Raw genomic sequence first — 18,466 nt, 5'->3', positions numbered from 1 at the left:
GGACGGCGCGCACGAACGGCGCGCCGGTGGGATCCGCGCGCAGCGGTCGCGCGCCGCGGATCAGAAGCGGAAGACCGACGCGCCCCAGGTGAAGCCGCCGCCGACGCCTTCGATCAGCACGTGCTGGCCACGCTGGATGCGGCCGTCGCGCACCGCGGTGTCGAGCGCCAGCGGGATCGACGCGGCCGACGTGTTGCCGTGCTGGTCGACCGTCACGACCATGCGCTCCTGCGGCAGGCCGAGCTTGCGGCAGGTGCTGGTCATGATGCGGATGTTGGCCTGGTGCGGAATCAGCCAGTCGATCTGTTCGGGCGCGAGATTCGCCTTGGCGAGCGCCTCGATCGCGACCTTTTCGAGCACGTTGACCGCGAGCTTGAACACGGCCTGCCCGTCCATGTACAGGAACGCGCTGCCCTCGATCACGCCGCGGTTGACGTTGCCCGGCGTGCAGAGGATGTGCGAATAGCTGCCGTCCGCATGCAGCGCGCTGCCCAGCACGCCCGGCTCCTCCGATGCGGACAGGATCACCGCGCCCGCGCCGTCGCCGAACAGCACGCAGGTCGTGCGGTCCTTGAAGTCGAGAATGCGCGAGAACGTCTCCGCGCCGACCACGAGCGCCGTACGGTGCTGGCCGCTGCGGATGAAGCTGTCGGCCGTTGCCATCGCGTACGCGAAGCCCGAGCACACGGCCTGCACGTCGAATGCCGCGCCGCCGTTCTTGATACCGAGCTTGTTCTGCAACAGGCACGCGGTGCTCGGGAACACGAAATCGGGGGTCGAAGTCGCGACGATGATCAGGTCGATCGACTGCGGATCGACACCGGCCGCCTCAATCGCACGGCGCGACGCCTCGAGCGCGAGATCGCTCGTCGTGACGTCGGGCGCGGCGAAATGGCGCGCATGGATGCCCGTGCGCGCAACGATCCATTCATCGCTCGTCTCGATGCCTTCCTTCGCAAGACGATCGGTCAACTGCTGGTTCGTGACGCGGTCGGGCGGCAGGTAGCTGCCCGTGCCGAGCACGCGGGAATAGAGAGTCGATTGGGCCATTTATGCTTTAGAGGATTGCGCAGCGGAAGGTTCGGCGTGTTGGCCTGCGGCCGGGCTTGCCTGGCCCGCGCCACCCGCGTCGTGTTCGCCATCGCCGAGCGACACTGAATTATCCGCCATCGCGCGCGCGAGGCGCTCCAGCACGCCGTTTTTGACGGCATCATACCCGCGTTTGATCGCCCACTCAAACGCGTAGGCGTCGGCCGAACCGTGGCTCTTGATCACGAGGCTCTTCAGCCCCAGCAACGCCGCGCCGTTGTACTGGCGGTGGTCGACGCGCTTCTTGAAACGCATCAGCACCGGCAGCGCGAGCAGCGCCATCAGCTTCGACATCAGCGAACGGCCGAACTCCTCGCGGATGATGTCGGACAGCATCTGCGCGAGTCCTTCCGACGTCTTCAGCGCGACGTTGCCGACGAAGCCGTCGCACACGATCACGTCGACGGTGCCCTTGTAGATGTCGTTGCCTTCCACGTTGCCGCGGAAATTGAGCGTGCTGGCGCGCAGCAGCTCGCCCGCGCGCTTGATCGTCTCGTTGCCCTTGATGACCTCCTCGCCGATGTTCAGCAGGCCGATCGTCGGACGCTCCTTGCCTTCGAGCGCCGCCACGAGCGCGTGCCCCATCTCCGCGAACTGCAGCAGGTGCTGCGGTTCGCAGTCGACGTTCGCGCCAAGGTCCAGCATCATCGTGTAGCCGGTCGGGTTCGGCAGCGCGAACGCGATCGCGGGCCGCTCGATGCCGGGCAGCGTCTTGAGTACGTAACGGGAAACGGCCATCAGCGCGCCGGTATTGCCGGCGGAGATGCAGGCCTGCGCCGCGCCATCCTTGACGTGATTGAGCGCGACACGCATCGAAGAATCCTTCTTCTTGCGCAGCGCCACTTCGACAGGGTCGTCCATCGCCACGACTTCGGTGGCGGGAACGATGGTCAGCGCGGGATCGTCGAGGGCTTTCAGCTTCTTCAGCTGAGCGCGGATCGCGCTTTCGATGCCGACGAGCATCAGGTGCGCATCGGGATGCGCGCGGACGAACTTGACTGCCGCGGGAACGGTCACGGACGGGCCGTGGTCGCCTCCCATGCAATCGATTGTGAGCTTTACGGTCATGGAATGCGACGAATTTCAGGCACAAAAAAGCGGCAGTAGAATGCCGCCTTTTTGTTGCGCCAGGAAAGTGTCAAGCGAACCAGTTGTCACGCGAACGGCAAACGTAGCGCGCAACGCGTGACTTGACGCTTAGTCGTTCTTCGTCTTGACGACTTTCTTGCCGCGGTAGTAGCCGTTCGGGCTGACGTGGTGACGCAGGTGCACTTCACCCGTGCTCGGCTCGACTGCCAGCGGCGCTGCCGTCAGGAAATCGTGCGAACGATGCATGCCGCGCTTCGACGGCGACTTCTTGTTTTGCTGGACTGCCATGACTAACTCCTAAATAATTTTCCGGATTCTAACACAGCCCGATCCGGCGCTTAACTACCCTGGCCCAAAGCCCTTACGCCTTCCCGCGCCACAACTGCTTAGTGTTTCTTGTTGCCGTCACCGCCCTTCTTCAACGCTTCCAGCGCTGCGAACGGATTCGGCCGTTTGCCTTCGTCCCCGGCTTCGTCGGACTCTTCGTCCGACTCTTCCGCGGGACCGCTCGCACCCGACACGAGGCTTTCGTGAACTGCCGGGCAAACCTCGTGCTTGGGCACGAGCGGCAACGAAAGCAGCAATTCCTCTTCGATCAAGTCGACGAGATCGAACTGGCGTGAGCCCACGATCACATCGGCTTCATCGTCGTCGAGCGGAAATTCTTCAGCTTCTTCTTCGGTCGCGACGATCCGGTACGTCATATCGACGTCGAACGTCTGGTCGTACGGCGTCATGCAGCGCTGGCACGTGAGCCACGCATGGCCATGCACCGCGAGGCGCAGGTACGGCTGCTGACCGTCGGCGCCGTCGTCCTGCAGTTCCTTCTGCGTGAACCCTTCCGCCTGCCATGTGAAGACCGTGTCGCGATCTGGCGCGTCCGCCGGCACTTCGTTTAACATGCGCGGCAGTTGCGAGAGATGCACCGCACCGGCTGCCTGCCGCCCGCTGCGGGCGAACTCGAACAGGTCGACCGCGCGCGGATCGAGCGCCGCCGCAGGTTTGCCAGAAGAAGTGTTCATGTGCGCTCCCGCCTACAGGCTGACTTGCGGATCCGGCTTGGTACCGCTCGCGTACGGCTCATCCGCGGATGACGTACTTTACTTCCGAAGACCCCGTACTTTACTTCCGAAGACCCGGCAGGCGCCACCACTGCGGAAGCCTGCCGACGAAAAGCGGGAAAGCATACCTGTTTTACCTTTTGCGGTCAATCACTTAAGCTTGCGTCCGCGCAACGCCGCGCCACACCTGAAGACTCACCGATCCAACCGACCATGCCGGATACCGTTTGCCGCCCGCCGCGGCTGATTCTCGCCTCCAGTTCCCGCTACCGCCGCGCGCTCCTCGAGCGCCTCGGCGTGCCGTTCGACGTCGTGTCGCCCGACCTCGACGAGACCCCGCTCGACGGCGAAACCCCGGCGGCCACCGCGCTGCGCCTCGCCGGCGCGAAAGCGCGCGCCGTCGCCGCGACGATCGACGCACCCGATGGCGTGCTCGTGATCGGGTCGGACCAGGTCGCGACCTTCGACGGCCTTCAGATCGGCAAGCCCGGCACGCACGAGCGCGCGCTCGCGCAGCTCGTGTCGATGCAGGGCCGCGCAGTCGAATTCCACAGCGCGCTGTGCCTGTACGACAGCCGCACGGGCGAAGCGCAGGTCGAGGACGTCGTCACGCACGTACGCTTCCGCTCGCTGCCCGAAGCCGAACTCGACGCGTACCTGCACGCGGAAACCCCGTACGACGTCGCCGGCAGCGCGAAATCCGAAGGGCTCGGCATCGCACTGCTCGACGCGATCGACTCAGACGACCCGACCGCGCTGGTCGGCCTGCCGCTGATCGCGCTCACGCGGATGCTGCGCGCCGCCGACTACCCGCTGTTTGCAACCACCCGTGGAGACCGCGCATGACCGCCGGCACGCTTTACCTCGTCCCGAACACGCTCGGCGAAGGCGACGAATCGATACTTGCCGCCGTGCTGCCCGCCGCCGTCCAGGCGCGCGCCGGCACGCTCGGCTATTACATCGGCGAGAACGCGAAAACGACGCGCGCGTTTCTGAAGAAGATCGGCACGACCCGCCCGATCCAGGAAATCGAGATCAGCGAGCTGAACGTCAATACGCCGGCCGGCGCCATCGACCGGCTGCTCGCGCCGATCCTGGCCGGCGCGGACGCCGGCCTCGTGTCGGAAGCCGGTTGCCCGGCCGTCGCCGATCCCGGCGCGCTGCTGGTGCGCCGCGCGCACGAGCGCGGCGTGAAGGTCGTGCCGCTCGTCGGGCCGAGTTCGATCCTGCTCGCCTTGATGGCGTCGGGCCTGAACGGCCAGAGCTTCGCATTCAACGGCTACCTGCCGGTCGATGCGGCCGCGCGCGCGAAACGGCTGCGCGAACTCGAGCAACTGTCGCGCAAGGCGCGCCAGACGCAGATCTTCATCGAAACGCCGTACCGGAATCACGCGATGCTCGACACGCTGATCGCGACCTGCGCGCCGTCGACGCAGATTTGCGTCGCGGCCGACCTGACCCTCGCGACCGAAACGATCGCGAGCCGCACCGTGACCGACTGGAAAAAGGCGCCCGCGCCGAATCTGCACAAGCGTCCCGCCATCTTCCTGCTGCTCGCGAACTGATGCGTCAGCCGGCACAAGCCGGTGGCGCGAAGGCGGGCCGTCGCGGCCCGCCGCCAGCCGGTCAGCGCAGGCTGACCGACGCGCCGCCGGCCGTCAGCGCCTTCATCGCGGCGCCGCCGACGGCCGCGCCGAACTTGCGCGCGACGCGGTTCGTCAGGCTTTCCTTCACCGTGTAATCGACGAGGTCCGGCGCCTTCAGCACGTCGCGCGCGACCGTGTCGGTGGTGCCGTAGCCGTCGGCGAGCCCGAGCTCGACGCTCTTCTCGCCCGTCCAGAACAGCCCCGAGAACAGGTCGGGTGTCTCGTGCAGCCGCTTGCCGCGGCCATCCTTCACGGCCTTGATGAACTGCGCGTGCACCTGGTCGAGCAGCGCCTGCGCGTGCGCGTCCATCTTCGGCGTCTCCGGCGAGAACGGATCGTAGAAGCCCTTGTTTTCACCCGACGTATGCAGGCGGCGCTCGACGCCGAGCTTGCCCATCAGCCCGGTGAAGCCGAAACCGTCCATCAGCACGCCGATCGACCCGACGATGCTCGCCTTGTCGACGAAGATCTTGTCGGCCGCGGCCGCGATGTAATAGCCGCCCGATGCGCACATGTCGGTCACGACGACGTACAGCGGCTTGTCCGGATGCTTCGCGCGCAGCCGCCGGATCTCGTCGTAGACCATCCCGGCCTGCACGGGGCTGCCGCCCGGGCTGTTGATCCGCAGCACGACACCGACCGTGCCGTCGTCGTCGAACGCGGCGTCGAGCGCCGTGTTGATGTCCTCGGCGTTCGCGTTGACGCCGGCCGCGATCTCGCCGTCGATCGTCACGAGCGCCGTGTGCCGTCCGCTCGACGAGAACTTCGAATCGCTCGAGAAATCGATCAGCGCGAACGCAAGCAGCACGAACACGCCGAGAAACGCGAAGCGGAAGAAGATTTTCCAGCGCCGCGCCGCGCGCTGCTCCTTGACGGCCGCGAGCGCGATCCGTTCGAGCGCCGCGCGCTCCCAGTTCGGTTCACGGCTGTCGGGACGGGAGGAGGATTCCGGGGAATTCGGTTGGTCGGCCATGCAGTGGTGTCGTCAGTCGGTCGTGGCGGAAGTGGCGGGATGCAGGTCGGCATCCGGCACCCAGAATACCGCACGGCCGTCGGGCGTGTCCCGTTCGTCGACCTCGACCGGGCGCAGGCGGCCGCCGCGGCACGGGCCGCCGACACACTTGCCGGTATCCGGCGCATAGATCGCGCCGTGCGTCGCGCACATCAGGTAAAGGCCCGACGACTCGAAGAACTGCCCTTCGGCCCAGTCGAGCTCCATCGGCACATGCGCGCAGCGGTTCAGGTAGCCGTACGCGCGGCCGTCGTAGCGCACGAAGAACACGACGGCCTGCTCGCCGCGCAGCGTCGCGTCGACGCGCACGCCGGCGCCGCCGTCGGCCAGCGCATCCGATGCGCACACGCGCACGGCGTCCGGCGCCGCGCTCATGCGTGCTCCCTCAGCCATTCGGCCAGCGCACCGACATCGGGCGCGACGAAGCGAGGCGCGAGCGCCGCCAGCGCATCGGCCGTATGCGCGCCATACGCGACACCGACACCGGCCGCCCCGGCGCTCGCGGCCATCTGCAGGTCGTGCGTCGTATCGCCGATCATCACGGTGCGCGCCAGATCCTGCCCCAATTCCCGCGACAATTCGTGCAGCATCGCCGGGTGCGGTTTCGAGAACGTCTCGTCCGCGCAGCGCGTCGCGTCGAACAGGCTCGTCAGCTTCGACTGGTCGAGCACGCGGTTCAGCCCCACCCGCCCCTTGCCGGTCGCCACCGCGAGCAGGTAGCCCGTGTCGCGCAGCTCGGCGAGCAGTTCGCGCACGCCGGCGAACAGCTCGATGCGCTGGTCGTCGAGCAGATAGTGATAGCGGTAGCGCTCGGCGAGCCTCGCGTACTCGGACGGATCGAGGGTCGGAGCGGTAATCTGCAGCGCGTCGCGCAGGCCGAGGCCGATCACGTAGCGCGACGCCTCGTCGGACGGCGTGGGCAGGCCGAGATCGCGGCACGCGGCCTGGATGCTGTGCGCGATGTGCGCAGTCGAATCCATCAGCGTGCCGTCCCAGTCGAAGACGATCAGGTCAAATTGCTGTCGAGCCATGCGGTTCAGGCGGTATCGCGCAGTGCGCTGAGTTGATCGAGGAAGCGCCGGCATTCGTCCGGCAGCGGCGCGTCGAACTGCAGCGCCTCGCCGGTCAGCGGATGCGCAAGCCGCAGCCGGTGCGCATGCAGGAACATCCGCTTCAGTGACGGTTGCGCGTTCGCGCGCGCCAGCGCCTTGTTCAGTGCGAAATCGCCATACTTGGCGTCGCCGGCGATCGGCAGGCCGAGATGCGCGAGGTGCACGCGGATCTGATGGGTCCGACCCGTTTTGAGTTCCGCCTCGACGAGCACATAGTCGGACCAGCGGTCGACGAGGTTGAACACCGTATGGGACGCCAGCCCGTCGTCCTGCACGCGCACGCGGCGCTCCCCTTCCGGGGTCGAATACTTGAACAGCGGCGCCTTGACCGCGCGGCGGCGGCCCCAGTCGGGCTGCCATTCGCCGTGCGCGCACGCGAAGTAACGCTTGTCCATCCGGTTCTCGCGGATCTGTTCGTGCAGGCCGACCAGCGCCGTGCGCTTCTTCGCGAGCATCAGGATCCCGGACGTCTCGCGGTCGAGCCGGTGCACGAGCTCGAGGAATTTCGCGCGCGGGCGCGCCTGGCGCATCTGCTCGATCACGCCGAACGCGACGCCGCTGCCGCCGTGCACGGCGACGCCGGCCGGCTTGTCGATGACGAGCATCGCGTCGTCCTCGTACAGCACGTCGAAATTCGCGGGCGGCACGACCGGCGTGTCGGCGCGCGCCAGGTCGGCTGCCGCCACCCGTACGGGCGGCACGCGGACGATGTCGCCCAGCGCCAGGCGGTACTGCGCATCGATCCGGCCCTTGTTCACGCGCACTTCGCCGCTGCGGAGGATCCGGTAAATATGGCTTTTCGGCACGCCTTTACAGACGCGCAACAGGAAGTTGTCGATACGCTGACCGGCCGAGTTTTCGTCGATCTCGATCATCGATACCTGGCCGCTTGCGACCGAATTCTGGGATATTTTGCCTAACTCATTCATACTGAATATAATTTTGCCCAGCCTGACGTTGTGGGTGGCCTGACCGGCCGGCCCCGGCTGAATCGGGCAAGGCGCAAGCGCAAACCGTTATTTTACTTGCGCCGGGGGTCCGCTGCTCACCCCTAATCAAAGAGATGCAGCAAGTTGCACGCACGGCGCCGCCCGTCGGCAAGGATCGCGCCCACAGGCGGATTCGGTCGGCAAGGCGCCGCGGTAACGGAAAGTTGGTTGAAAAGAATTTGATCGGCAGCCCGACGGCGCGAAGTGCGTCCGCAGGCTGCCGGTTGCGAAAATTACGGCGTTGCGCCCGATTTGGTCCCGCGAAGCGTGCGGGACTTGGCGACGTCAAACCAGGGAAGTACACCCCAAGCGGGAAAGTCGGGCTGGATTCGATACTCCCCGCTGCGGCCCAAGCCGCAGCATCTGCCGCCCGTCGGCGCGCGCGACGCATTGTGCGCGCCCGTGGCAATGCCCGGACTCAGGCTTAGCGCGCTTTTGCAGCGTGCGGTGTGTGAACGCCGTGCTTTGAAGCCGTATTCGCAGGTGCCCTATGGCCGCCGGCTCCGTCTTTCGGGCCCAAGCGCCTCTTCAGGCAATTCTCCCCGCCATCGTTCCCGCTCCAGCGTGCTCGTGACAACACAACAAGGTGCGGCCTGCCGTCGTTCCCGCCCTCGCGACTGACAACCGCGAGGCGCCGGCAGCGGAGCCGCCTGGAGCCGTTCATGAAACGCATGCTGTTCAATGCGACGCAGCAGGAGGAGCTGCGCGTCGCCATCGTCGATGGGCAAAAGCTCATCGACATCGACATCGAGACAGCCGGGCGCGAACAGCGCAAAGGCAATATCTACAAAGGTGTCATCACCCGTATCGAGCCTTCGCTCGAGGCGTGCTTCGTCAACTACGGCGAAGACCGCCACGGCTTCCTGCCGTTCAAGGAAGTCGCCCGCCAGTACTTCAAGGAAGGCATCGACATGCGCTCCGCGCGCATCCAGGATGCCCTGCGCGAAGGCCAGGAGCTGATCGTCCAGGTCGAGAAGGAAGAGCGTGGCAACAAGGGCGCCGCCCTCACCACCTTCATCTCGCTCGCCGGCCGTTACCTCGTGCTGATGCCGAACAATCCGCGCGGCGGCGGCGTGTCGCGCCGGATCGAGGGCGACGAGCGCCAGGAACTGCGCGAAACGATGGCGCAACTGCAGATCCCGGACGGCATGAGCATGATCGCCCGTACCGCGGGCATCGGCCGCAGCGCCGAGGAACTGCAGTGGGACCTGAACTACCTGCTGCAGCTGTGGCGCGCGATCGAAGCGGCGTCGCAAAGCGGCAATGCCGGCCAGCCGATGCTGATCTATCTGGAATCGAGCCTCGTGATCCGCGCGATCCGGGACTATTTCCAGCCCGATATCGGCGAAATCCTGATCGACACGACCGAGATCCACGATCAGGCCCGTGCGTTCATGGATATCGTGATGCCGGACAACGTGTCGAAGGTGAAGCGCTACCACGACGACGTGCCGCTGTTCTCGCGCTTCCAGATCGAGCACCAGATCGAAACCGCGTACTCGCGCACGGTGCCGCTGCCGTCGGGCGGCGCGATCGTGATCGACCACACCGAAGCGCTCGTCGCGATCGACGTGAACTCGGCGCGTGCGACCAAGGGCGCGGACATCGAGGAAACGGCGACCCGCACGAACCTCGAAGCGGCCGACGAAGTCGCCCGCCAGCTGCGCCTGCGTGACCTCGGCGGCCTGATCGTGATCGATTTCATCGACATGGAATCGGCGAAGAGCCAGCGTGAAGTCGAGCAGCGCCTGAAAGATGCGCTCAAGCACGACCGGGCGCGCGTGCAGATGGGCAAGATCTCCCGCTTCGGCCTGATGGAGCTGTCGCGCCAGCGCCTGCGTCCGGCCCTGTCGGAAGGCAGCCACGTGACCTGCCCGCGCTGTAACGGCACCGGCCACATCCGCGATACCGAATCGTCCGCGCTGCAGGTCCTGCGGATCATTCAGGAAGAAGCGATGAAGGAAAACACCGCGGCGATCCACTGCCAGGTGCCGGTCGAGGTGACCGCCTTCCTGCTCAACGAAAAGCGTCAGGAAATCAACAAGATCGAGTCGCGCTTCAAGGTCGGCATCGTGCTGATCCCGAACAAGCACCTCGATACGCCGCACTACAAGCTCGAGCGCCTGCGTCACGACGATGCGCGCCTCGACGATCCGCGCGCGTCGTGGAAGATGGCCGAGGAAGCCGCCCGCGAACTCGAGTCGGAAACCGGCTACAGCAAGCGCGCCGCGGAAGTGAAGCCGAAGCAGGAAGCCGCGGTCAAGGGCATCACGCCCGAGCGTCCGGCCCCGAGCCCGGCGCCGCAGCGCCCGGTCGAACCGGTGGCCGCGCCCGCCCCGGCTGCCCCTGTCGCCGCGGCAAGCGGCGGCTTCATCGGCTGGCTGAAGGGCCTGTTCGGCGTCGCGCCGGCACCGGCGCCCGCGCCGGTTGCTCCGGCACCGGCGAAGGAGCAGGCGGCCCGTCCGGCCCGCGAGCGGACCGAAAAGACCGAGCAGCGCGGCGGCGATCGCAATCGCAACCGCCGCGGCGGCGCGCAGCAGGCGCAAGGCGGCCGCGATCAGGCAGCGGCAGGCCGTGGCCAGCCGCAACGCCAGGAACGCGAAGGCAAGGAAGTGCGCGAACCGCGTGAAGGCCGTGAGCCGCGCGAGGGCCGTGAGCTGCGTGAAGGTCGCGAAGGTCGTGAGGGCCGCGAAGGTCGCGAGGGCCGTGGCCCGCGCGAAGGCCGCGAGCCGCGTGAAAGCCGTGAGCCGCGCGAACCGCGCGAGAACCGCGAACCGCGCGAGCGTGCCGAGCAGCCGGACGCCGTCGAGGCAACCGGCCGCGGCGAGCGCCAGGAACGCGGCGAGCGTCGCGAGCGCGGCGAGCGCCGCAAGCCGACCCAGCATGCGGCCACGCTCGAGACCGTCAACCGCGGTGAAAACCACCCGGAACCGGAAGACGACAAGGCCGTTGCGGAGGCCCTGCCCGGCGCCGATCTGGCAGCCGATGCGGAAGCCGTCGCGCGCGACGGCGAAGAGCGCCGTCGTCGCCGTCGCGGCCGCCGCGGCGGTCGTCGTGAGCGCGAAGAAGACGGCACGGTCGTCGACCAGGCCGAGCAAGGCGCGGATGGCGAAGGCGCCGTGCAAGCCGTGACGCCGGCGGCACCGGCCGCTGTCGAACCGGCCCACACGGCCGCGCCGGCAGTCGTCGCAGCCGTGGCAAGCGCGGTCGTCGTGGAAGCAGTCGTCGAGCAGCATGCTGCTCCGGCCGCTGTCGAAACCCCGGCGCCGGCACCCGTCGAAGCGGCTCCGGTCGAGCCGGCCGTCGCCGTGCAGGTCGCGGAACCGGCGCCGGTTGCACCGGCCGTCGTCGCCGAAGCCGGTCCGGCTCCGGTCGCGGTTTCGCCGACCGACGCGTTCGAAGTGCCGGCAGTCCCGGCCGCGGCCCCGGTCGCTGTCGAGGCGCCGCAGCCGGCGCCCGTCGAGCAAGCCGCGCCGGCCGTAGCGATCGAAGCCGCTCCGGTGGCAGTCGAACCGGCACCGGTCGCCGTTGCGCCGGTCGAGGTCGCCGCCGCACCGGCGCCGGCAGCCGCTCCCGCGCAACCGGCAGCCGTGCCCGCTTCGGCGAGCCTGGATGCCGTGCTGGAGCAAGCCGGCCTCGTCTGGGTGAACACGGACGCCGGCAAGCTCGCTGCCGCGCAGGAAGCCGCGTCGCAGCTCCCGCGCCCGGCCCGCGTGCCGCGCGAACGCAAGGTGCTGCCGCCGGCCGATACGGCCCCGATGCAGCAGGTCGAAACGACGCATCACTAAGTCGCATCGCCCGACCAGGAAAAGCCCGCCTCCGGCGGGCTTTTTCATGTCCGCGCTGCGGGTTTCCGCCCACCGGACCCGCCGGCCGCTTGCGGCTAAAATGGTGGTCTGGTTCGCACTTCTTTCAACATGTCCCGACGCATCATTCCCCTCGCCGACGTCAGCGGGATGCCGGACGTCTCCGGCGTCGCGCATGCCCCCGACGGCACGCTGGCCGACACGCTCGCCAGGCCGCTGCGCGACCTGCGCATTTCGGTGACGGACCGCTGCAACTTCCGTTGCGTGTACTGCATGCCGCGCGCGGTCTTCGACAAGGACTACCCGTTCCTGCCGCACAGCGCCCTGCTCACGCACGAGGAGATCGAGCGCGTGGCGCGACTCTTTGTCGCACACGGCGTCGAGAAGATCCGCATCACGGGCGGCGAGCCGCTGCTGCGCAAGAATCTCGAATTCCTGATCGAGCGCCTCGCGCGCCTGACGACGCACGCCGGCCGCCCGCTCGACCTGACGCTGACCACCAACGGCTCGCTGCTCGCGCGCAAGGCGCGTGCGCTGAAGGACGCCGGGCTCACACGCGTGACGGTCAGCCTCGACGCGCTCGACGACGCGCTGTTCAAGCGCATGAACGATGCCGAGTTCGCGAGTGCCGACGTGCTCGACGGCATCTTCGCCGCGCAGGCGGCCGGCCTCGCGCCGGTCAAGGTCAACATGGTGGTGAAGCGCGGCACCAACGACAGCGAGATCCTGCCGATGGCCGAGCGTTTCCGCGGCACCGGCGTGGTCCTGCGCTTCATCGAATACATGGACGTCGGCACGTCGAACGGCTGGAACATGACCGAGGTGCTGCCGTCGGCCGACGTCGTCGCGCGGATCGCCGAACATTTCCCGCTGGTGCCGCTCGACGCGCACACGGCGGCCGAAACCGCGCAACGCTGGGGTTATGCGGACGGCAGCGGCGAGATCGGCGTGATCTCGAGCGTCACCCAGGCCTTTTGCGGCGACTGCACGCGCGCGCGGCTGTCGACCGAAGGCAAGCTGTACCTGTGCCTGTTCGCGTCGACAGGTCACGACCTGCGCGCGCTCGTGCGCGGCGGCGCGACCGACGCCGAGATCGCGACCGCGATCGCCCGCATCTGGCAGGCCCGCACCGATCGCTATTCGCAGCTGCGTGGCAGCGCATCGGCCGAGGCCATGCCCGACGGCACCGGCAAGCGTGTCGAAATGTCGTATATCGGCGGCTGACGCACGCCGCCCCGTTCTGCTTTCGCGCGATGCCCGCTTCCGCCTCCCCCTCGATCGCCGGCCTGCTGCTCGCAGGCGGGCGCGCCACGCGCATGGACGGCGTCGACAAGGGCCTGCAGTTGCTCGACGGCACGCCGCTCGCGCTGCACGTGCTGCGCCGGCTGTCGCCGCAGGTCGACGAGACGCTGATCAGCGCGAATCGCCACGCCGATCGCTATGCCGAGCTCGGCGCGCCGTTCGGCGCGCGCATCGTCGCGGACGACACAACCGACTTCCCCGGTCCGCTCGCGGGCCTGCTCGCCGGCATGCGGGTGGCGCGCGCACCGCTCGTCGCGTGCTCGCCGTGCGATACGCCCTACCTGCCCGCCGACCTCGTCGCGCGGCTGCACGCGGCGCTCGACGCGCAACAGGCCGACATCGCGATGGCCGTGACCGTCGATGCGCAGCAGGCGCGCTCGCCGCAGCCGACGTTCGCGCTGCTGCGCACGTCGCTGGCCGACGATCTGGCCGCCCGGCTCGCGGCCGGCGACCGCAAGGTGCGTGCGTGGTACGCACGCCACAAGACGGTCGAAGTCGAGTTTCGCGACGAGCGTGCGTTTTACAATGCCAATTCCTGGCAGGATCTCGCCGCGCTGGCCCGTCGCTGACGGCGCGTCCGTGCCGCTCCCGCCCGGTGCCCGCCGCACGCGACACTCGCGCCCAGGCACCCTCCTCGCGCCACCGGCCACGAACCCGATACGCCTTGCGGCGCAGTCCGACTGATGATCACGCAATCCTCGCCCGCCTCCCGAGCCGCACCCGATTCCGATGCCCCGCTGTCGCTCGCCGACGCACAGGCACTCGCGTGCCGTTTCGCGGCGCCGGTCGACGCGTGCGACACGGTGATGCTGCGTGATGCGCTCGACCGCGTGCTCGCGGCTGACGTGAACGCACCGTTCGACATTCCCGCGTACGACAACTCGGCGATGGACGGCTACGCATTCGACGGCAGCGCCGGCGCGCCCGCGACGCCGCAGGGCGACATCGCGATGACGGTCGCCGGCACCGCGTTCGCGGGTCATCCGTTCGATGGCGCCGTGGCAACCGGCTCGTGCGTGCGCATCATGACGGGCGCGCCGATGCCGGCCGGATGCGACACGGTGATTCCGCAGGAACGCGTGCGCGTCGACGGCGACACGATCCGTTTCGGCGCGCACGAAGTCTCGCGCGGCGCGAACTGCCGCAAGGCCGGCGAGGATCTCGCGCGCGGCGCCTGTGCGCTCGCCGCGGGCCGCATTCTGCGCCCGTCGGATCTCGGCCTGCTCGCCTCGTTCGGCGTCACCGACGTCGCGGTGCGCCGCCGCGTGCGCGTCGCCGTGTTCTCGACCGGTGACGAGCTGCGCGAACCCGGTGAACCGCTCGCCCGCGGCGCGCTGTACGACAGCAATCGCGGCATGCTGATCGCGATGCTGGAAAGGCTGCATGTCGACGCGCTCGATCTCGGGATCGTCCGCGACGACCCGGCCGCGCTCGAAGCCGCGTTGCGCGACGCCATCGACGCGCAGGCCGACGCGGTGATCACGTCGGGCGGCGTCTCGGTCGGGGAAGCCGACTTCACGCGTGACGTGATGGCAAAACTCGGCGACGTGACGTTCGCGAGCCTCGCGCTGCGGCCCGGCCGGCCGCTCGCCTGCGGCACGCTCGCGCGTGCGGCCGGCGGCACCGGTCACGCGCTCTTCTTCGGGCTGCCCGGCAATCCGGTCGCGTCGGCCGTGACGTTCTACGCGATCGTGCGCCCGGCGCTGCTGACGCTGGCCGGCGCGCGGACGCCGCCGCCGGCGACGTACCCGGCGCTCAGCACGCAGCCATTGAAGAAGCGCCCCGGCCGCACCGAATACCTGCGCGGCATCGCGACACGCGCCGCCGACGGCCGCTGGCACGTCACGCCGGCCGGCTCGCAGAGTTCCGCCTCGTTGAGCGGCCTCGCGGCCGCCAACTGTTTCATCGTCCTGGGCCACGATACCGCGGCAGTCGACGCGGGCACCCCGGTCGACATCCTGCCGCTCGACGGCCTGATCTGAATTCCACTATCGGTATATTTCTACGGGGGCAATCCGCACATGAAGAAACAAATCTCGTCGATCGCCGCGGGGCAGACCGCAAAGGCGCTGATCCTCGTGTATCTGACGTTCAGCGTGCCGATCGTGCTGCTCGGCATTCTCGTCGCGTACATCCGCTACGGGATGGTCGAACTGAGCACGATCCTGAGCGCACTGCTGCTGAACGCCATTCTCGGCTTCGTGCTGCTGTGGATCGCCTGCCACGCGTACAACTGGGTCGCGTCGCGCTTCGGCGGCATCGAGATCGTGCTGTCCGATCCGCCGGAGGAAGCGTGAGCGGCACGCCGCTGATCCGCGCGGCCGAAACACGCGACGTCGGCGCGATCCTCGCGCTGATGCGCGAACTGGCCGCGTTCGAAAAGCTCACGGATCTGTTCGTCGCGACCGAGGCCGATCTCGCCGATGCGTTGTTCGGCGAACACCCCGCCGCCGAAGCGCGGGTGGCCGAGCACGACGGTGCGATCGTCGCGTATGCACTGTTCTTCCACAACTATTCGACCTTCCTCGGCCGTCGCGGCCTCTACCTCGAGGATCTGTACGTGCAGCCGTCGCAGCGCGGCACGGGCCTCGGCACCGCGATGCTGCGTCATCTCGCGGCCCTGGCCGTCGAGCGCCGTTGCGCTCGCTTCGAATGGTCGGTCCTCGACTGGAACCAGCCCGCGATCGATTTCTACGAGAAAATGGGCGCGACCGTGCTGCCCGAATGGCGCATCGTCCGCGTCACGGGCGACGCGCTGGGTACACTCGCCGGACAATGAGCGCGGGCCGGCCGCGCCGGTGGTCGCTTCAGAAACTGCTTCAACGGAAAACGGGCGCCTCGGCGCCCGTTTTTTCGTCCCGCTTGCTGTGGGCGACTCACGTCATGCGTCGTCCGCATCGGCGCCGTCAGCACCTTCCGCACCGAGCAGCCCGGCCGCCGTATCGCCCGGCAGCGCCTCGACCTGCTTCAGCTTGCGGCTCATCACGCGCGTGCGCTGCTCGGCCGCCTCGATCGAACGCGTGACCGTTTCGAGCTGCGACTTCGTGCGCGCGAGCACGTCGCCGAACTTGCCGAATTCCGTCTTGACCGCGCCGAGCACCTGCCACACCTCGCTCGAGCGCTGCTCGATCGCGAGCGTGCGGAACCCCATCTGCAGGCTGTTGAGCAGCGCGGTGAGCGTCGTCGGCCCGGCAATCGTCACGCGATAGTCGCGCTGCAGCAGGTCGGTCAGTCCGGGGCGGCGCAGAATCTCCGCGTAAAGCCCTTCCGTCGGCAAAAACAGGAGCGCGAAATCGGTCGTGTGCGGCGGCGCGACGTATTTCTCGGCGATCGTGCGCGCTTCCAGCCGCACGCGCGTCTCGAGCGCACGGGCCGCCTCCTCGACGGCCACCACGTCGGCGCGCTCCTGCGCATCGATCAGCCGCTCGTAGTCTTCGCGCGGGAATTTCGCATCGATCGGCAGCCACACGGGCGGCGCATCGCGCGTACCGGCGTCGCGCCCCGGCAACCGGATCGCGAATTCGACGCGCTCGGTGCTCTTCGGCACCGTTGCGACGTTCTTCGCGTACTGGTCGGGCGTCAGCATCTGTTCGAGCAACGCCTCGAGCTGCACTTCGCCCCAGGTGCCGCGCGTCTTCACGTTGGTCAGCACCTTCTTCAGGTCGCCGACGCCGGCCGCGAGCGTCTGCATTTCGCCGAGCCCGCGATGGACCTGTTCGAGCCGGTCCGACACGAGCTTGAACGATTCGCCGAGCCGCTGCTCGAGCGTCGCATGCAGTTTCTCGTCGACGGTACGGCGCATCTCCTCGAGTTTCGCCGCGTTGTTGGTCTCGATTTCCTTCAGCCGTTGTTCGAGCGTCGCGCGCACCTCGCCGATCCGGCGGTCGTTCGCCTCGGTCAGTTGCGTGAGTTGCCGGTTCAACGTGTCGCCGAACAGCCGGAGCGCGCCCGTCTGCTCTTCGCGCGCCTGCTGCGCCTGGCGCTGCACGCTCTCGCGCATCGCGTCGAATTGCTGCGCATTGCCGGCGACGAGCTTGCCGAGCTGCTGCGCGAAACCCTCGATCTGGTTGTTCTGTACGGTCGCCACGCTCGTCAGCTGCGCGGCGAGCGTCTGCTGAAGCTGCGCGAAACTGCCGGCCAGCTCGGTGCGCGAGCCGCGCGCACTCTCGACGATCTCCCCGCGCAATTCGCGTTCGAGCCGCTCGACCGCGCGCGCCTGCGCGTGCGCGGCGTCCTCGATCTGGTCGCCGAGTACGGCCGCGTCGTCGTGACGGCCGCCGCCGCGCACGAGCGCGACGATCGCCACCGCGAGCGCGACGGCCAGCACGACGACCGCCGCAAGCAACAACGTCATCGTCATGCGCGCGGCTTCCCGATCACGTCAGGGTTGAGCGGATTCGGCGGCTGACCGGCGCGCGGCCCCTCGCCCAGTGCGGCGATCAGGTTGTCGGCGGCGAGGTTCGCCATCGCGCGGCGCGTCTGTTCGGTCGCGCTCGCGATATGCGGCGTCAGCACGACGTTCGGCACCTCGAGCAGCGCCGGATGCACGGTCGGCTCGCCCTCGTACACGTCGAGGCCGGCCGCGGCGATCGTCCCGTCACGCAGCGCGGCAGCCAGCGCCGCGTCGTCGACGATCCCGCCGCGCGCGATGTTGGTCAGCGTCGCGGTGGGCTTCATCTTCGCGAGCTCGGCCGCACCGATCGTGTGATGGTTCTCCTTCGTGTACGGCAGCACGAGCACGACGTGATCGGCGCGTGCGAGCAGCGCATCCTTCGACACGTACTCGGCGTTCAGCTCGGCCTCGATCTCGGGCGCGACCCGCGAACGGTTGTGATAGATCACCTGCATCCCGAAGCCGCGCGCGCGGCGCGCGAGCGCCTGGCCGATGCGGCCCATCCCGATGACGCCGAGCGTCGAGCCGTAGATGTCGGAGCCGAGAAAACCGTCGTACGCCCACTTCCGCCAGTGACCGGCGCGCAACCAGTGCTCGGATTCGGCGATCCGGCGCGCGGCGGCCATCATCAGCGCCCAGCCGAAATCGGCGGTCGACTCGTTCAGCACGTCGGGCGTATTGGTGCCGAGCACGTTCGCCGCGTTGAACGCGGCCATGTCGAAGTTGTTGTAGCCGACCGCCATGTTCGCCACGACGCGCAGGCGCGGGGCCGCCGCGAGCGTCGCCGCGCCGACCGGGTCGCCGGCCGTCAGCGCGCCGTCCTTGTCGGCCAGACGCGCGGCGAGCGCATCGGGCGCGAGCGCGTCGCCGTCGTTCCAGTCGACGTCGAAATACTGCTTGAGCCGTTCGATCACGTCCGGAAAGATCGGACGCGCGACCAGGATCTTCTGCATCGCCATCTCCGTAT

Annotated in this window: 18 protein-coding genes; 8 read left to right on the top strand and 10 right to left on the bottom strand. The window is 68.2% G+C overall.

Features of this window, described 5'->3' with window-relative positions; translation table 11 throughout:
- Positions 1–60 precede the first annotated feature (60 nt).
- The 4 genes from AC1VVG_RS05710 to AC1VVG_RS05695 form a co-directional block, all read right to left on the bottom strand.
- Complete coding sequence (locus AC1VVG_RS05710; RefSeq protein ID WP_034186497.1) at positions 61–1,050, bottom strand: beta-ketoacyl-ACP synthase III; 990 nt, start codon at positions 1,048–1,050, stop codon at positions 61–63.
- Positions 1,051–2,157 carry a phosphate acyltransferase PlsX gene (gene plsX / locus AC1VVG_RS05705; RefSeq protein WP_034186496.1) on the bottom strand — a complete coding sequence of 369 codons (1,107 nt, stop codon included), beginning with the start codon at positions 2,155–2,157 and terminating at the stop codon, positions 1,051–1,053.
- A 129-nt stretch (positions 2,158–2,286) separates the two neighbouring features.
- The gene (rpmF, locus tag AC1VVG_RS05700) at positions 2,287–2,466 is read right to left on the bottom strand and encodes a 50S ribosomal protein L32 (protein ID WP_006051932.1); all 180 of its coding nucleotides are present in this window, start codon (positions 2,464–2,466) and stop codon (positions 2,287–2,289) included.
- Positions 2,467–2,564: 98 nt separating this feature from the next.
- Complete coding sequence (locus AC1VVG_RS05695) at positions 2,565–3,200, bottom strand: DUF177 domain-containing protein (protein WP_034186495.1); 636 nt, start codon at positions 3,198–3,200, stop codon at positions 2,565–2,567.
- Between the two features lie 252 nt (positions 3,201–3,452).
- Between AC1VVG_RS05695 and AC1VVG_RS05690 the strand changes: the two genes are divergently transcribed.
- Both AC1VVG_RS05690 and AC1VVG_RS05685 read left to right on the top strand, forming a co-directional pair.
- The gene (locus tag AC1VVG_RS05690) at positions 3,453–4,085 is read left to right on the top strand and encodes a Maf-like protein (protein ID WP_124670462.1); all 633 of its coding nucleotides are present in this window, start codon (positions 3,453–3,455) and stop codon (positions 4,083–4,085) included.
- Positions 4,082–4,804 carry an SAM-dependent methyltransferase gene (locus AC1VVG_RS05685; RefSeq protein WP_482835340.1) on the top strand — a complete coding sequence of 241 codons (723 nt, stop codon included), beginning with the start codon at positions 4,082–4,084 and terminating at the stop codon, positions 4,802–4,804. Before AC1VVG_RS05690 ends, AC1VVG_RS05685 begins: the two co-directional genes overlap by 4 nt.
- 61 nt (positions 4,805–4,865) lie before the next feature.
- Here AC1VVG_RS05685 and AC1VVG_RS05680 read toward each other — a convergent pair whose 3' ends face one another.
- The 4 genes from AC1VVG_RS05680 to AC1VVG_RS05665 are packed head-to-tail and all read right to left on the bottom strand — an operon-like array spanning position 4,866 to position 7,938.
- Positions 4,866–5,858, bottom strand: coding sequence for a S49 family peptidase (locus AC1VVG_RS05680; protein ID WP_049030457.1), 993 nt, complete (start codon positions 5,856–5,858; stop codon positions 4,866–4,868).
- A gap of 12 nt (positions 5,859–5,870) precedes the next feature.
- Complete coding sequence (locus AC1VVG_RS05675) at positions 5,871–6,272, bottom strand: Rieske (2Fe-2S) protein (RefSeq protein WP_049030459.1); 402 nt, start codon at positions 6,270–6,272, stop codon at positions 5,871–5,873.
- Entirely contained in the window at positions 6,269–6,928 is a 660-nt protein-coding gene (locus AC1VVG_RS05670) for an HAD-IA family hydrolase (protein WP_049030461.1), read from the bottom strand. The genes AC1VVG_RS05675 and AC1VVG_RS05670 overlap by 4 nt, the downstream gene beginning before the upstream one ends.
- A 5-nt stretch (positions 6,929–6,933) precedes the next feature.
- The gene (locus tag AC1VVG_RS05665; RefSeq protein ID WP_034186489.1) at positions 6,934–7,938 is read right to left on the bottom strand and encodes an RluA family pseudouridine synthase; all 1,005 of its coding nucleotides are present in this window, start codon (positions 7,936–7,938) and stop codon (positions 6,934–6,936) included.
- A gap of 722 nt (positions 7,939–8,660) precedes the next feature.
- Here AC1VVG_RS05665 and AC1VVG_RS05660 point away from each other — a divergent pair.
- The 6 genes from AC1VVG_RS05660 to AC1VVG_RS05635 all read left to right on the top strand — a co-directional run bounded on the left by AC1VVG_RS05660 (position 8,661) and on the right by AC1VVG_RS05635 (position 15,885).
- The gene (locus AC1VVG_RS05660) at positions 8,661–11,786 is read left to right on the top strand and encodes an Rne/Rng family ribonuclease (RefSeq protein ID WP_482835339.1); all 3,126 of its coding nucleotides are present in this window, start codon (positions 8,661–8,663) and stop codon (positions 11,784–11,786) included.
- A 129-nt stretch (positions 11,787–11,915) separates the two neighbouring features.
- Complete coding sequence (gene moaA / locus AC1VVG_RS05655; RefSeq protein WP_034186487.1) at positions 11,916–13,028, top strand: GTP 3',8-cyclase MoaA; 1,113 nt, start codon at positions 11,916–11,918, stop codon at positions 13,026–13,028.
- A gap of 29 nt (positions 13,029–13,057) precedes the next feature.
- Positions 13,058–13,675, top strand: coding sequence for a molybdenum cofactor guanylyltransferase MobA (mobA, locus tag AC1VVG_RS05650; RefSeq protein WP_059560716.1), 618 nt, complete (start codon positions 13,058–13,060; stop codon positions 13,673–13,675).
- Between the two features lie 114 nt (positions 13,676–13,789).
- Positions 13,790–15,088: a molybdopterin molybdotransferase MoeA gene (gene moeA, locus AC1VVG_RS05645; RefSeq protein WP_482835338.1), complete on the top strand. Its 1,299-nt coding sequence runs from the start codon at positions 13,790–13,792 to the stop codon at positions 15,086–15,088.
- A gap of 39 nt (positions 15,089–15,127) precedes the next feature.
- The gene (locus AC1VVG_RS05640) at positions 15,128–15,403 is read left to right on the top strand and encodes a hypothetical protein (RefSeq protein WP_006476519.1); all 276 of its coding nucleotides are present in this window, start codon (positions 15,128–15,130) and stop codon (positions 15,401–15,403) included.
- Positions 15,400–15,885 carry a GNAT family N-acetyltransferase gene (locus AC1VVG_RS05635; protein WP_034186484.1) on the top strand — a complete coding sequence of 162 codons (486 nt, stop codon included), beginning with the start codon at positions 15,400–15,402 and terminating at the stop codon, positions 15,883–15,885. The genes AC1VVG_RS05640 and AC1VVG_RS05635 overlap by 4 nt, the downstream gene beginning before the upstream one ends.
- Before the next feature lie 102 nt (positions 15,886–15,987).
- Here AC1VVG_RS05635 and AC1VVG_RS05630 read toward each other — a convergent pair whose 3' ends face one another.
- Together AC1VVG_RS05630 and AC1VVG_RS05625 are read right to left on the bottom strand one after the other, a co-directional pair.
- Positions 15,988–17,466: a DNA recombination protein RmuC gene (locus AC1VVG_RS05630; protein WP_049034188.1), complete on the bottom strand. Its 1,479-nt coding sequence runs from the start codon at positions 17,464–17,466 to the stop codon at positions 15,988–15,990.
- Positions 17,463–18,452 carry a 2-hydroxyacid dehydrogenase gene (locus AC1VVG_RS05625; protein ID WP_482835337.1) on the bottom strand — a complete coding sequence of 330 codons (990 nt, stop codon included), beginning with the start codon at positions 18,450–18,452 and terminating at the stop codon, positions 17,463–17,465. The genes AC1VVG_RS05630 and AC1VVG_RS05625 overlap by 4 nt, the downstream gene beginning before the upstream one ends.
- Between the last annotated feature and the right edge of the window lie 14 nt (positions 18,453–18,466).

Source organism: Burkholderia sp. L-4 (genome assembly GCF_056856535.1).
Note: the sequence above shows the minus strand (reverse complement) of the source record. Positions and strands in the feature narration are given on the sequence as shown.

Bases quoted from the DNA above. Each gene is read 5' to 3' on its own strand.
- AC1VVG_RS05685 (WP_482835340.1), top strand. From the start codon at position 4,082: ATGACCGCCGGCACGCTTTACCTCGTCCCGAACACGCTCGGCGAAGGC.
- moaA (WP_034186487.1), top strand. From the start codon at position 11,916: ATGTCCCGACGCATCATTCCCCTCGCCGACGTCAGCGGGATGCCGGAC.
- AC1VVG_RS05670 (WP_049030461.1), bottom strand. From the start codon at position 6,928: ATGGCTCGACAGCAATTTGACCTGATCGTCTTCGACTGGGACGGCACG.
- rpmF (WP_006051932.1), bottom strand. From the start codon at position 2,466: ATGGCAGTCCAGCAAAACAAGAAGTCGCCGTCGAAGCGCGGCATGCAT.
- AC1VVG_RS05675 (WP_049030459.1), bottom strand. From the start codon at position 6,272: ATGAGCGCGGCGCCGGACGCCGTGCGCGTGTGCGCATCGGATGCGCTG.
- moeA (WP_482835338.1), top strand. From the start codon at position 13,790: ATGATCACGCAATCCTCGCCCGCCTCCCGAGCCGCACCCGATTCCGAT.
- AC1VVG_RS05630 (WP_049034188.1), bottom strand. From the start codon at position 17,466: ATGACGATGACGTTGTTGCTTGCGGCGGTCGTCGTGCTGGCCGTCGCG.
- AC1VVG_RS05710 (WP_034186497.1), bottom strand. From the start codon at position 1,050: ATGGCCCAATCGACTCTCTATTCCCGCGTGCTCGGCACGGGCAGCTAC.
- AC1VVG_RS05665 (WP_034186489.1), bottom strand. From the start codon at position 7,938: ATGAATGAGTTAGGCAAAATATCCCAGAATTCGGTCGCAAGCGGCCAG.
- AC1VVG_RS05690 (WP_124670462.1), top strand. From the start codon at position 3,453: ATGCCGGATACCGTTTGCCGCCCGCCGCGGCTGATTCTCGCCTCCAGT.
- AC1VVG_RS05660 (WP_482835339.1), top strand. From the start codon at position 8,661: ATGAAACGCATGCTGTTCAATGCGACGCAGCAGGAGGAGCTGCGCGTC.
- AC1VVG_RS05680 (WP_049030457.1), bottom strand. From the start codon at position 5,858: ATGGCCGACCAACCGAATTCCCCGGAATCCTCCTCCCGTCCCGACAGC.
- AC1VVG_RS05640 (WP_006476519.1), top strand. From the start codon at position 15,128: ATGAAGAAACAAATCTCGTCGATCGCCGCGGGGCAGACCGCAAAGGCG.
- AC1VVG_RS05625 (WP_482835337.1), bottom strand. From the start codon at position 18,452: ATGCAGAAGATCCTGGTCGCGCGTCCGATCTTTCCGGACGTGATCGAA.
- AC1VVG_RS05695 (WP_034186495.1), bottom strand. From the start codon at position 3,200: ATGAACACTTCTTCTGGCAAACCTGCGGCGGCGCTCGATCCGCGCGCG.
- mobA (WP_059560716.1), top strand. From the start codon at position 13,058: ATGCCCGCTTCCGCCTCCCCCTCGATCGCCGGCCTGCTGCTCGCAGGC.
- plsX (WP_034186496.1), bottom strand. From the start codon at position 2,157: ATGACCGTAAAGCTCACAATCGATTGCATGGGAGGCGACCACGGCCCG.